This is a genomic window from Nostoc sp., from assembly GCF_036919895.1.
Classification (GTDB): Bacteria; Cyanobacteriota; Cyanobacteriia; order Cyanobacteriales; family Nostocaceae; genus Nostoc.
In genome coordinates this window covers 91,465-105,577 of record NZ_JBALBW010000132.1, presented here as the reverse complement: position 1 = coordinate 105,577, position 14,113 = coordinate 91,465, and the positions used below count along the sequence as shown (strand labels likewise).

The following is a 14,113-nucleotide window of genomic DNA, read 5'->3' as shown; positions in this document are numbered from 1 at the left end:
TGCTAAGATTTTAATTCCTGATTTTCTGTGAAATTATATCAGTGCGACGATTTTCAGGCGACTTAAACAGCAGCAAGCACCGCAAATAACAACAGTGGGTGTATGACTCGCCGTTTTTTACTGAGATTGCTATAGTAGCGGATAACACATCTATTAAGTGCGATCTCATCTACTATCAACATGGATAAAGAGTCTCAAAATCGCTTAAAACACTTTGCTGCTTTAAAGTCCAAATACCAAGCAACTCAACATCAAGATTCATCACCCGCTAGTCTTTTATATCTCATACTGCGAAAAGTTGACTTAGAAATTGAACTTAGTGATTTAGAATCTAATTGGTTGGGAGAGTCTGAGCTTAAAGAGACTTTAAAAGCTATCAAGCAAGAGCAGCAACATAAAGTACAAGAATTCGGAAATCTAGAATTTGAATTCTCAAAATTAAAGTCTAAGTACAAAGCTACAAATCATAACGTTTCGTGGCAATCTAGTCATCTATATTTCATACTTTTGAAACTTGAGTCAGGAAAGTTACTCACTGATTCAGAAGTGAAATACTTGAGAACAAACGGGTTATATGATACGAATAGAATTGCTCAAGAGGTAAACCGATTTACTCAACTTAAATCTAAGTATAAAGCTACTCAATATCAAGACTCATATCCTGATAGTCAACTCTATCAAATACTGAAAAAATTAGAGGTTACAGAAAGGTTAAGTAATTCTGAATATAATTGGCTGCTCAATAACCAACTTTTGGAAACAGCAGAAATTTGTAAGCAACAGGAGTCAGCAAAAGAAGCTAAATTTGCTGAGTTAAAAGATGAATACCAAGCGATCAAATATTCAGATTTATCATTATCCAGTCCACTATATTCAATACTGCAAAACATTGATGCTAAAAATAATTTGAGTGAGTCAGAAATTAATTGGCTGGAACAGCAAGGACTTAGCGAAACAATTGCTATTGCCCAAGAGTTGGAACAAACACGAGAATTTGCTGCCTTGAGATACAAGTATAAAATAACTCATTATGAGGATTCATCGCCTAAGAGTCACCTGTATAAAGTTCTCAAAAGACTTGATTCATCCAATCAATTAGGTGAACAGGATATTAACTTCCTCAAAAAACGCAAGCTGACTGAGATTATAGAAATTGCAAATGAAAAATACGCCTCTACCCTAAAATATAAGATAGATTCAGGAGAACTACTTAATGAATCAGAAATTGACTGGCTGAAAAATAATAGACGTGAAGATATCATTATTTTAGCTCAACAAAAGCACTTCACTATCTTGAAGAGAAAATATGGATTGATATATCTTTCACTTGTGCTAGAGCCATTTTACGCCATCATGGTCAAATTAGAGAAAAAAGAACGGCTAGATCCTAAGTTGGTTTTGCAGCTTATGGAAGAGGAACTATTATCTCCTGGCGGGAAAATTGCTCTTGCGTATTACAGGCTAGAAGCAGAGTTTTATGAGCAGGAATTTCACCGCACTGGAAATAAATGGGATATTCCCACCGCTAGTAGTTATTGGCGCAAAGCAGATGAACCTGAACAGGCATTAAAACTTACTAACTTAGACTTAAACCAAATTAGAGAAAGCAAGCTAAAGTCAGCAATTTCAGTTACTAGAGGTGCAGCATTCAGAGATATAGGTAACTTAGCTGATGCAGAGAATTGTGCGAAAAAAGCTATGGAATATCACTCTGCTAGTCATCAACCTTATACCTTAATGGGTGCTATATGTTATGACAAAGGCGACTATCTAAAAGGAGATTATTGGTATAAACAAGCAATTCAACGCGGTGCTAAACCTGAAGATATAGATGATGAGATAAAACGAGTAGTCAGGAGTACAAAAGATGAGAAGAAACGACATGAGGCAGCAGATTATTTGTTAAAGAAAGATGCAGTACGCTATGCTTGGGCTAAGTCTTATCTCAAAAAATCGTCAGATAATAGTAAGTAAACTGGTTTGCATTGCCAAACTATCAACAGATGACCAGATTTATTCACGACCAATTCGCCAAAGACTATCTCGAACAATTACTCACTCCTTACGGCGAAGTCCAAGCAGCTAGACGAGTTGCAGGAGAAGTTAGACAAATTGACGTTTATTTTATCCCCAAACCACAACCAAGTAACATACCAGAAACCCTCGGATTATTAGGTCAACTTGTCACTACGCCTTCTCTATTTGAACCCTTTCGTAACGCAGCGTCAGCTACGGAAATTTGTGATTGTCTCTTAAAATTATTAGAGGTACGTGGCGATTTCCAGCGACAAGCCAATCGAAATAAAACACGCATTGTAGAATCTGATTTACCAAAATTATGGATTCTTACCCCGACAGCATCAGCGCAACTCTTATCAGGATTTGGTGCTAAACCAAAAGAAGGCTACTTGCCTGAGATACACTTTATGCCAGAATATTTACGCACCGCAATAGTAGCAATTCATCAGTTGCCTTCCATATCAGAAACCTTATGGTTGAGAATCATCGGTAGGGGGAACGTTCAAAAGCAAGCAATTGACGAACTAGAAGCACTGACTCCTGATAATCCTTTCCGAAAAGCAGCGTTAGAATTGCTCTACAACTTGCAGCAAAACTTACAAGTCACTCAAAATCAAGACGAGGAAGATAGGGAATTACTTATGCGATTAGCACCACTTTACCAACAAGACCGAGAACAGGCGATGCAAGAAGGTGAACAACGAGGACTTGAAACAGGAATTCAGCAGGGAGAACGCTTAGTGGTGGAAAACTTGCTCAAATTTCGTTTTGGTGAAATAGATAATGAACTTCAAGAAATTATTGAACCTTTATTGAAGTTACCACCAGAAGAGTTTACGCCTTTACTATTGCAGTTATCCCGTGAAGAATTAATTAATCGATTTCACTAACGTCAATCATATATTTTTTCATCATTAGGCTAAGGCTTAAAGAAAAAGGGAAAAATTTAAAATCTTTTCCCTTTTTCTTTTTTCCACTTTCTACGTCACGTTACAATGTAAAACCAAAGACATTAATCCAGTATTATGAATTATACTGACGCAAAACTACATCATTAGGGACAATTCCTGTAGACGAAAAGCGGCTTCCTACAGAGGATTGCCCCTAACTGAAAATCATTGTTGTGATTATTGTTTGCATAAGTTTTAATTAAAATGAATGAGTATCTAAAAAATTTAACCAATATAAACTTCATCTTATAGGTTTACATAAATGGATTTTCTGACAATTCTAGGATTAGCGGCTGCCACAATAACCACAATTTCTTTTTTGCCACAGATGTTTAAAACATGGCAAACAAAATCAGCAAAAGATGTTTCTTCAGTTACACTGATTACATTCATAATTGGTGTTTTTTTATGGTTAATCTACGGAATTTATCTACAAGCCTTACCAATTATTCTTGCTAATAGCGTGACATTGTTTTTTAACTTGATAATTCTATGGCTTAAAATTAAATATAGATAACCCTATTTATAACTAAAACCTCTGACCCGATCAAAAGGGTATATTCTGTGAATAACAGGAAAACCAATTGTATCCTGCCTGTATATAGCCTTTGTGTAACTGTATTAATTACGAATTACGAATTACGAATTATCATGACTTCATCTGTATTTGAATCTGAACGCCTCCTGTTCACCCCCACCACCCCAGACACTAACGCTATCCCCATAATCTTCGCCTTTCCCAATGAATATAGCGTAGGTATTACTAGCCTTGGCTATCAGGTAGTTTGGGCAACTTTGGCAATGCGTGATGATGTACAGGTAAGTCGCCTGTTTACAGATACTCACGAACAACTCCCCAGAACACCGGAAATTGTGGGATTTTCAATTTCCTGGGAACTGGATTATGTGAATATTTTAAATTTACTGGAATCTTTAGAAATTCCCATTCAAGCAACTTCTCGTGATGATTCTCATCCAATAATTTTTGGTGGTGGCCCCGTTCTCACAGCTAACCCCGAACCTTTTGCAGATTTTTTTGATGTAATTTTACTGGGGGATGGCGAAAACTTACTAGGAAATTTCATTGAAGCATACAAAGAAGTCAGAAATGCTTCAAGACAAACTCAACTAAAAAGACTTGCACAAGTCCCAGGAATTTATATTCCTAGTTTGTATGAAGTCGAATATCACACAAAAGATGGTGCAGTAAAATCTATTAAACCAATTTCTCCAGAAATTCCCGCAGTGGTGCAAAAGCAGACTTATCGGGGAAATACCCTATCGGCTTCGACTGTAGTCACCGAAAAAGCCGCTTGGGAAAATATTTACATGGTGGAAGTGGTGAGAAGTTGTCCAGAAATGTGCCGCTTTTGTTTGGCGAGTTATCTCACACTGCCTTTTAGAACAGCCAGTCTGGAAGATTCTTTAATTCCAGCGATCGCAAAAGGTTTAGAAGTCACAAATCGGCTAGGATTATTAGGGGCTTCTGTAACTCAGCATCCAGAGTTTGAAGATTTGCTAGATTATATTAGTCAGCCAAAGTACGATAATGTCCGTCTCAGTATTGCCTCAGTGCGAACAAATACCGTAACAGTCCAGTTAGCAGAAACTTTGACAAAACGAGACACGCGATCGCTTACCATTGCAGTAGAGAGTGGTTCTGAGAAAATCCGGCAAATCGTCAACAAAAAGCTGCATAACGACGAAATTATCCAAGCAGCGATAAATGCCAAAACTGGGGGCTTAAAAAGCTTGAAACTCTACGGAATGGCAGGAATTCCCGGTGAAGAAGCAGAGGATTTAGAGCAAACCGTGGCGATGATGCGTAATATCAAAAAAGCTGCACCAGGATTACGCTTAACATTTGGATGCAGCACATTCGTACCCAAAGCACACACACCATTTCAATGGTTTGGGGTAAATCGTCAAGCAGAAAAGCGGTTACAGTTTTTGCAAAAACAGCTAAAACCGCAGGGGATAGAGTTTCGCCCAGAAAGCTATAATTGGTCGATTATACAAGCTTTGTTGTCGAGAGGCGATCGCAGACTCTCCCAACTTCTTCAACTAACTCGTGACTTTGGCGATTCCTTGGGTAGCTACAAACGTGCTTTCAAACAACTCAAAGGACAAATCCCCGATTTAGATTTTTATGTCCACGCCGAATGGTCTACAGAGCAAATATTACCCTGGAGCCACTTGCAAGGGCCTCTGCCACAGTCTACACTACTAAAGCATTTGGCTGATGCTAAGAGTTATATCGACCCATCTCCAAAAGAACTACAGCCGTTACTGGGGGCTAGGGACTAGGGACTAGGAATTAAAAATTAATATCCAATTCCCAATTTCCAATTCCCAATTCCCAATGCCCAATCCCGAAAACTTGATGCAAAACACAGCTGAGTATTACTGCGCCTATTGCGGCGAACCGAACTTAACTTTTATTGATTTGAGTGCTGGAGGACAGCAATCTTATGTAGAAGATTGCCAAGTTTGCTGTAACCCAAATATTTTGTATGTGCGGGTTAATGAAGATACCCTAGATATCGAGATTGATACAGAATCCGAAAGTTGAATTTTAGGTTTTTCTTTCCATGCTGCACTTTAAACATTCTTCAGTAATTAATGCCTCACCAGAAGTAGTTTGGAAATTTCATGAAAGGCCAGATATTTTGCAAATGCTGAATCCACCTTGGCAGCCAGTCCAAGTGGTTCGTCGTGAAGGGGGGCTGAACGTGGGTGCTATTACAGAATTTCGCCTCTTTCTCGGCCCACTACCATTAACTTGGTTAGCGCGTCATACTCAATGCGACAAATATCGCCTGTTTACCGACGAACAGATATCTGGCCCTTTTGAGTCTTGGGTACATCGACATGAATTTGAATCGGAAGCTGGCAAAACTAGGCTGACTGATGCTATTTCCTTCTCTATGCCTGGTGGAGGAACAGTTGAATTTGTCAGTGGTTGGTTAGTGCAAGCGCAATTAGAAGCAATGTTTCGCTATCGCCATTATGTGACTAAACGAGAATGTGAGTCACGATAGCAAAATGTGCTGAACAATAAAGTTATCTCAAAATTCCCAAAACAAGAAAAAAGCCCTAGACGTTTATATAAACGTCTATTTATTTTTAAGGCTTCATCTATTTAGAAATTACCAAATATAAGAATCATATTTGATTTTTGAAAAAATATAAGTATTTGTAGGGTGCGTTACGCTATGCTAACGCACCCTACGTAAGATTTCAAAAATCAAATACTAGTCCTATAGAAACACTATTTTCTGTAAGCGCTAAAATTATTGGCGTTGTTATTTATACTTTTTGCCTTTCAACCGAAAACAGTTTGGGTATAGCGGTTGTATGTGTAATAATAGTTAAAGTATCTTTACGTTTGTACATATTATTAGAGTATTGGCACTGTCCAATCTAAAACACTGACCACGAATAGAGTTTTCTGGATGGTGGTTAGTGCTTTTGTCGTGACTATAATTTTAGGAATTTTCACCTGAATACTAGGCGGAGTAAAAGCGTGATTCAATTAGAACAACCACCCAATCATCAAACAAAACTGACCACCGTAGGGAAAAATAAGCCTCAGTTTAAGGCACTGTTCATTGCCATTATCATTGTTACTGCATGGGTTATTAGCCTGAGTTTATTATTCTCCCTTGACATCTCCAAGTTAACATTTTGGATGTTATTGCCTAGCATCCTTTGGCAAACATTTTTATATACAGGATTATTTATTACATCTCATGATGCTATGCATGGGGTAGTGTTTCCCCAAAACACCAAGATTAATCATTTGATTGGGACATTAACCTTATCTTTTTATGGTCTTTTACCATACAAAAAATTATTAAAAAAACATTGGATACACCACCACAATCCAGCAAGCCAAATAGACCCAGATTTTCATAATGGGAAATACAAAAATTTCTTCGCGTGGTATTTTCATTTTATGAAGGGTTACTGGAGTTGGGGACAAATCATTGCCTTGACTATTATCTATCACTTTAATAATCACGTATTCCATATACCAACTGCTAATTTAACGTATTTTTGGGTAATCCCCTCGCTTTTAAGTTCATTCCAATTATTTTATTTTGGGACTTTTCTCCCCCATAGTGAACCCATAGGAGGTTATATTCAGCCTCATCGTTCCCAAACGATTAACCGTCCAATTTGGTGGTCATTTATCACTTGCTATCATTTTGGCTACCATGAGGAACATCACGAATATCCCCATATTCCTTGGTGGCAGTTACCAGAAATTTATAAAAGCAAATAGTTATTATTTATTCTTCTCTCTGTGTCGCGCCAGTTGCTACAAGTCGGGGAACCACAAGGGCGCACTGGCTTCTCTGTGCCTCCGTGGTTCATTAACAAAGTAATTCTCACAAATCACATAGAATTGCTATATATAGTTTAGGCAAGGCATTGTTTGAGATTATCCTGCTTATGCCAATTAATAATTCTCGTTTTGTCACCTATAGCCCTGCTTATACAATTGTTCCCACTTACGAATGCTTTAATCGGTGTAGTTACTGCAACTTTCGTAGTGAACCTGGTAAAAGTCCCTGGATGAGTCTTTCAGATGCAGGAAGTATTTTAAAATCCCTTCCAAGCGAAAAAGTATGTGAAATCCTTATCCTCAGTGGTGAAGTTCATCCCAATTCGCCAAGGCGTGAAGCGTGGTTTGGGCGAATTTATGATTTGTGCAAATTAGCGCTTTCAATGGGATTTTTACCACACACTAATGTGGGGCCATTGAGCTTTGATGAAATGCAAAAGCTTAAGGGTGTAAATGTTTCGATGGGGCTGATGTTGGAACAGTTAACGCCAACATTGTTAAATAGTGTACATCGTCACGCACCGAGTAAATTACCAGAAGTTCGTTTAGAACAATTACAATGGGCGGGAGAGTTAAAGATTCCCTTTACGACTGGGTTACTGTTGGGAATTGGAGAAACCCAGGATGATTACTGGGAAACTTTAGAAGCTATATCCGACTTGCACCAACGTTACCATCACATTCAAGAAGTAATCCTACAACCTCATAGTCCAGGAAATCAGCAAACCTTTGATGCACCTCCTTTTAATCCTCATCAATTACCAGAAGTAATTGCTAAAGCCCGTGAGATTTTACCGCCAGATATTACTATTCAAATTCCGCCGAATTTAGTTAAGGATGACTGCTGGTTACTCGCTTGTATTGAAGCTGGTGCGCGAGATTTGGGTGGAATTGGGCCAAAAGATGAAGTGAATCCTGATTATCCCCATATTCAGCAACAGGCATTGAGAAATATTTTACAGCCTGCTGGGTGGGAATTAGTGGCGCGATCGCCAGTTTATCCACAATTTGATAGCTGGTTGTCGGAAGAATTACAAATAGCAGTGAAGCGATCGCGGAATGCTATGTTATTGGTTTAACAGATTTAGTGCGATCGCTAACCAAGAGGGATTACCTTAGTACTAATTAACCAGAACATATACATATCCCTTGACTTTGCCCAGATTTGACAATGATCAACGATCAGGAATTCCTTCATGGTGCTGCATTTTTGCGGCTAATTGATCGTGGAGAGCGTCTTACAATAACTCACGCATCTTCGATACATTCATCCATTTATCTAGTTGAAACAGAGAACAGTAAATCGGCTATTCTTTTTAAGGTTTCTAAAAAACCCAAATCTTCATGGTCTTTTACCTTCAGTAGTCAAGAGGAATTAGCCTTAGATACTCTGCATAGTAAATACCACGCCATTTCAGTATTTTTGGCATTAATCTGTCATAAAGACGGTATCTGTTGCATCTCTCAGCAAAGGCTTTGGAGTATATTGGACAAAGATGTTGGCATTGCTGGTCAACATATATCTGTGTCTCGAAAAACACATGGTAGTTATCATGTGAGTGGCCCAGGTAAGCAGCATCTGGATCAGACAGTACCTCAAAATGACTGGCCTCGTGTACTTTTTTCCAACTAGGGCAACACCAATGAGTAAGATAGATATTGCAACGGATGGATATTGTATTAATAAGGTTATTGACAAAGTTAAAAGCAAAATTGGGGATAAAGCAGCAGAGCAATTAAAACAAACTGCTGTTGAGGTAGTTCAGAATTGTGTTCATTTCTACTCCACAACTTTTGGCTCTGGTGATGTTGGTGCTACAGGTACAGGTATTGTTAGTCAGCCTCATAAGGGAAAAATAGCTAATGGTACTACCGGATTAATTTATGGCAAAGTCCAAAGTGGTAAAACCAATACTACCATTGCTACACTGGCACTTGCTCAGGCTAACCATTTTCGTTGTTTCATTGTCTTGACTTCTGATAATACATGGCTAGGTAAACAAACTGCCGATCGTTTTGTCAATCAACTCAAAGGTGGGCCTGTTGTTTTTAATTGGGAAGAATGGAGAAATGATCGACCAAAAGACTTTGCTGAAAGCAAATTGCTTCCCTATATCAAAAAAAGAGGAATTGTTCTAGTATCTACAAAAAATGTGCGCCACTTAGATAACCTTCTTCAGGTTCTCAAGTTTGCTAAAGCTAGTAGTGTACCCACTCTAATATTTGATGATGAAGCTGATAATGCTAGTTTGAATACAAACGAAGCAAAACAGAGTAAGAAAGGTAAAGCTACAGTTCCAGATAGCTCAATTTTTGTCAAAATTGGTGATATTCGGAAAGAGGTAGCTAATCATATATATATACAAATTACTGCAACTCCTCAAAGCCTTCTGCTGCAAAATCTTGAGCATCCCTGCAAACCAGTTTTCTGTGCTGCTCTCCCTCAGCCAGGTAATAGTTATATGGGAGGTGACTTATTTTTTGAAGAAAAGAGTCTATATTCCTGCACAGTTCAAGCCGAAGAATTAGATCGCTTAAAAAAACAGGAAGGAGAAAACCCTAGCAATAACTGGGATATTCCTAGTGGTCTTAAACTGGCTCTGTGCTGCTTCTTCCTTGGGTCGATTTACAAGATGCAATCAGGGAGTGAAGATGCTAAATATTCTTTTTTAGCTCATATATGTTACAAAAAAGACAATCACAAAAATTTAGAAGAAATTATCAGTTCCTTTGTTTTAGATATTGATCAGGCTATTTGTGGAGAATCCTCAGTCACGAAACAAAAAGAGGCACTAAAGTATCTTAATGAAGCTTATAAAGAATTGAGTAAAACTGCACTAAATTTACCATCTTTTAATCAACTTCTTGAAGAATTAAAACCTGAGTTACAAAGTGTCAGACCAAAAGTTATTAATGCTAACAACCCAGATAAAGAACTAAAGTATAGTCCAGGAATGAATATTCTTGTAGGGGGTAATAGACTTGGACGTGGTGTAACTATTGACGGATTAATGGTAACTTACTACCTTCGTGATGCCAAGCAAAAGACGATGGATACAGTTCATCAGCACGCATGAATGTTTGGTTATCGTCAAGAATTACTTGATGTGACTCGCCTTTTTTTGCCTCAGCATATTTTAGAAGATTTCCGAGCAATTCATGAAGCTGACGAGGGAATGCGTCAGGCGATTGGAGACGATCCTAATAATATTCAGCTTACGCCAGTTTGGGTAGGCCCCACACTTAAAGCAACTCGTTCTAATGTCTTGAATCTAGCAGCAATTAATGCTTTTATACCAGGCTCACATATTTTTCCTCGCGCTCCCTTGTGGAAAGCCTCGGAAATTAGAAAAGATGTAGAAGAGTTAGATAAATTACTAGCTAGTTACGAGAGTATAGGTGAGAAAGGCGAGTATCACGAAGTAGAAATTGACTTTCTCATCGAAATTCTTTCTTGTATAAGAAGCCACTATTGGCCAGGATATCCTTGGCAAGATGACAGAGTTAAAGACTTGCTTGTTCAAATGAAGACACAAGATATCTCAAAGGGACGGCTCAATGTTGTTCGAGGACAAACGAGTAAGGGACTAGAATTGAGACGACAAGATCCGTCTGGATGGGGAGGCTTTGGTTTTATCAATACTAGGGTGCTGAATAAACGTAAAACTGAATACCCAAATGTTCCTACTCTCTTGCTCATGTATGAAAAAGGTGAAAGTACAAAAGATTGGGATAATCAACCGCTTTATCTTCCAACGCTGATTTTACCTAAAAACAAATTTGTCTTCATGTTCAACTACTCAGAGGCTGCTGAAGAATCAGAAGATGATATAGATTTGCAAGATTAAAAAATAAGCGCGTGATATAGCGATCGCACAATTAACATAATTTTCTCATAAGCGATCGCTTTCATAATCTCACTCGTAATATAGCAACTTAAGCCGACACCACCAAAATAGGTTCAAATCAAGACTATGGGTGACAAATTCCCAATGCATCCCTCAGAAGATAATAGATAGCAGCCTAAACCCTGTTGTAAAATAGACATAAGAAGGATTTGGGGGGCCATTTACTGGTCATAAACGCCTATAGAAACTATCTACGGAAATCTCCAAGGTTTAAAGTCCAGCCAGCTGAAACAACTACAGAAGCTGTATCACCAGCGTATACCAGGCGATCGCATCACCACGCCTGAGTTTTCCCAGCGTCTGGCAGCAATTAGCACAGAAGTCAATCAGCCTGTGTGCGCCTACATCAACCGTCGCGGACAAGTTATTCGCGTCGGGGTAGGCACACCACGTCAAACCCAAATACCACCGATGGAATTGCCCCGTTACGGTGCAGAGCGACTCAGTGGTATTCGTTGTATTGCCACCCATCTCAAGCCAGAACCGCCAAATGAAGCGGCACTCACGGCTATGGCGTTGCAACGTTTAGATGCCCTAGTTGTTCTAAATATTACCGGAACAGGATTTACACGGCGGGGAGGCGGTGCAACTGGATATGTCAAAGAAGCTTATCTAGCTCATCTCATACCCCAAGAGTCTCGCACCCTGATTACTAGTCCTGCTGCTTTCAAGGTAGGGGAAAGCCAAATTCAAACCCCAAGTTGGAATATATCACCACCTATGGATTTGGATGATTTGGCAGAGCAGGATTTAGTAGATTTGGTAGAAAATCTGGAAGCGGAATTCCAGCGCGAATTTATCGCCCAAGAAGTAGATGCTGACCACGATCGCGTGCTAATTGTGGGGCTTATGACCAGTGAGATAACTCCCCTACAATTCCAAGATACCCTAGTAGAATTGGCACGTTTAGTTGATACTGCTGGGGGAGACGTATTACAGACAATCCAACAAAAGCGATCGCGCGTTCATCCCCAAACCGTAGTTGGCGAAGGTAAAGTCCAAGAAATTGCCCTAACTGCCCAAACACTAGGAGTCAATCTCGTTGTCTTCGACCGCGACCTCTCACCCTCCCAAGTCCGCAACTTAGAAGTGCAAATTGGTATCCGGGTAGTTGACCGCACCGAAGTAATTTTGGATATCTTTGCTCAACGCGCTCAATCTCGTGCTGGTAAATTGCAAGTAGAACTAGCACAGCTAGAATACATGCAACCACGACTAGCTGGTAGAGGGCGCACCATGTCCCGATTGGGTGGTGGTATAGGGACTCGTGGCCCTGGTGAAACAAAACTAGAAACTGAACGCCGTGCGATTGGGCAGCGCATTTCCCGACTGCAAAAAGAAGTAACCCAGTTACAGGCCCATCGTTCGCGGTTAAGGCAACGAAGGCAACATCGAGAAATTCCCTCAGTGGCTTTGGTTGGATATACCAATGCTGGTAAATCTACTCTGTTAAATGCTCTCACTAATGCAGAAGTTTATACAGCCGACCAACTATTTGCCACTCTCGATCCTACTACGCGCCGCCTGGTGATTCCTTATGGCGAAACAAATGAACATCAGGAAATTCTGATTACAGATACGGTAGGTTTCATACACGAACTACCTGCATCATTAATGGATGCCTTTCGCGCCACCTTAGAGGAAGTCACAGAAGCTGATGCCCTACTACATTTGGTAGATTTGTCTCACCCAGCTTGGTTGCGTCATATTCGCTCAGTCAGAGAAATTTTGGCGCAAATGCCAATAACTCCTGGCCCGGCGCTAGTGATTTTTAACAAGATCGATCAAGCTAATAGTGAAACACTAGCTTTAGCTAGAGAAGAGTTTCCTCTAGCGGTATTTATTTCTGCAAGTCAGCGCTTGGGATTAGAAACCCTACGCCATCGCCTTGCTCAACTGATTGAATATGCCGTTGACTCTCGGTAAAGATCGAAAGTAATTTTTAGTTTAAAATGCCGTAGTTATATTAGCTGCGGCGTTTTTTATTGAAAATAACAGATATTTCTACTTTACTGAAGCTTTATTGGAGTAGTTTTTCACTCTCCCCCAGGAAAAAGGGATTAAGAAGCAACAGGAATAGGAGGATGTTTTATACCTCGACGGCTTGAGTAAGAACTTGAGCAACATCACTCCAAGGGTCAACTTTTCTTAGACGACAAGTTTCAACAACACTTAAAATAGAGCAATAAGCTAAACTGCCTTCATTAGTGCGAGTCCAGCTAATACGTCGGGCAATGACAGCATGTGGTAAAGCCCGTTCTGCCTCATTATTAGTCGGCGGTAATTGCGGATGATAAAAACACGCAATCACTGCATCCCAATCGGCTAAAAGGTTATGAATGGATAAACCAGCCACAGCCAATGGCAACGTTCTAAAATTAAGAAGTATTAAATCAAGTTGAGGACATTATGGCAGCCAAAGTAGAAATTTATACCTGGAGGACTTGCCCGTTTTGTATCCGTGCCAAAAGTTTGCTGAAGAGTAAGGGTGTTGAATTTACAGAATACAGCATTGACGGAGATGAGTCAGCCAGAAATAAAATGGCTCAAAGAGCAGATGGACGGCGCTCTTTACCGCAAATTTTCATTAACGATGACCATATCGGTGGTTGTGATGACATCCACGCTTTAGACGATCGAGGCAAGCTGGATGAGCTACTAACTTCTAGCAATAGCGTGTAAATTTAGAAGATATTGAACTAGCGACAAGCCGCGACAAATTACGCGGCAGTCGCTAAAACTCTATTTAGGAACTTTTTTCTCGCAAAAGTGTTTGTCCACAAGACTTTACCCTCCAGTTTTTCCTCAGCAGTACAGATGTACGTCAATTAGTAAGACCATCAAGAGATAATAATTGAATAACCATTTAATTTCTTGGTGATTGA

The 14,113-nt window shown here is 39.6% G+C and carries 12 protein-coding genes and 1 pseudogene; 12 read left to right on the top strand and 1 reads right to left on the bottom strand.

What is annotated here, in order from left to right; translation table 11 throughout:
• Positions 1-180 precede the first annotated feature (180 nt).
• From V7K55_RS25730 to hflX, 11 genes and pseudogenes are all read left to right on the top strand, one after another.
• On the top strand, positions 181-1,974 hold the full coding sequence (locus V7K55_RS25730) for a hypothetical protein (RefSeq protein WP_334835909.1): 1,794 nt from the start codon (positions 181-183) through the stop codon (positions 1,972-1,974).
• A 29-nt stretch (positions 1,975-2,003) separates the two neighbouring features.
• The gene (locus V7K55_RS25725; RefSeq protein WP_334835907.1) at positions 2,004-2,909 is read left to right on the top strand and encodes a hypothetical protein; all 906 of its coding nucleotides are present in this window, start codon (positions 2,004-2,006) and stop codon (positions 2,907-2,909) included.
• 379 nt (positions 2,910-3,288) lie between these two features.
• Entirely contained in the window at positions 3,289-3,486 is a 198-nt protein-coding gene (locus tag V7K55_RS25720; RefSeq protein ID WP_334714136.1) for a SemiSWEET transporter, read from the top strand.
• Between the two features lie 134 nt (positions 3,487-3,620).
• Positions 3,621-5,276, top strand: coding sequence for a B12-binding domain-containing radical SAM protein (locus V7K55_RS25715; RefSeq protein ID WP_334835904.1), 1,656 nt, complete (start codon positions 3,621-3,623; stop codon positions 5,274-5,276).
• Positions 5,277-5,352: 76 nt separating this feature from the next.
• On the top strand, positions 5,353-5,541 hold the full coding sequence (locus tag V7K55_RS25710) for a CPXCG motif-containing cysteine-rich protein (protein WP_094330630.1): 189 nt from the start codon (positions 5,353-5,355) through the stop codon (positions 5,539-5,541).
• Between the two features lie 19 nt (positions 5,542-5,560).
• The gene (locus V7K55_RS25705) at positions 5,561-6,010 is read left to right on the top strand and encodes an SRPBCC family protein (protein WP_334835902.1); all 450 of its coding nucleotides are present in this window, start codon (positions 5,561-5,563) and stop codon (positions 6,008-6,010) included.
• Positions 6,011-6,495: 485 nt separating this feature from the next.
• On the top strand, positions 6,496-7,257 hold the full coding sequence (gene crtW / locus V7K55_RS25700) for a beta-carotene ketolase CrtW (protein ID WP_334835900.1): 762 nt from the start codon (positions 6,496-6,498) through the stop codon (positions 7,255-7,257).
• A gap of 170 nt (positions 7,258-7,427) precedes the next feature.
• Positions 7,428-8,399: a 7,8-didemethyl-8-hydroxy-5-deazariboflavin synthase subunit CofG gene (cofG, locus tag V7K55_RS25695; RefSeq protein ID WP_334835898.1), complete on the top strand. Its 972-nt coding sequence runs from the start codon at positions 7,428-7,430 to the stop codon at positions 8,397-8,399.
• A gap of 92 nt (positions 8,400-8,491) precedes the next feature.
• Entirely contained in the window at positions 8,492-8,953 is a 462-nt protein-coding gene (locus V7K55_RS25690; RefSeq protein WP_334835895.1) for a hypothetical protein, read from the top strand.
• Positions 8,922-11,168 (top strand): annotated as a pseudogene (locus V7K55_RS25685) (Z1 domain-containing protein). The gene V7K55_RS25690 and the pseudogene V7K55_RS25685 overlap by 32 nt, the downstream one beginning before the upstream one ends.
• Positions 11,169-11,408: 240 nt before the next feature.
• Positions 11,409-13,154, top strand: coding sequence for a GTPase HflX (hflX, locus tag V7K55_RS25680; RefSeq protein ID WP_334836045.1), 1,746 nt, complete (start codon positions 11,409-11,411; stop codon positions 13,152-13,154).
• Between the two features lie 163 nt (positions 13,155-13,317).
• On the opposite strand, the gene V7K55_RS25675 is transcribed toward hflX, so the two are convergent.
• The gene (locus tag V7K55_RS25675; protein ID WP_334836043.1) at positions 13,318-13,584 is read right to left on the bottom strand and encodes an IS66 family transposase; all 267 of its coding nucleotides are present in this window, start codon (positions 13,582-13,584) and stop codon (positions 13,318-13,320) included.
• Between the two features lie 53 nt (positions 13,585-13,637).
• On the opposite strand from V7K55_RS25675, the gene grxC reads away from it, so the two are divergent.
• Positions 13,638-13,910, top strand: a complete 273-nt coding sequence (gene grxC, locus V7K55_RS25670; RefSeq protein WP_334835893.1) for a glutaredoxin 3 — start codon at positions 13,638-13,640, stop codon at positions 13,908-13,910.
• Positions 13,911-14,113 lie beyond the last annotated feature (203 nt).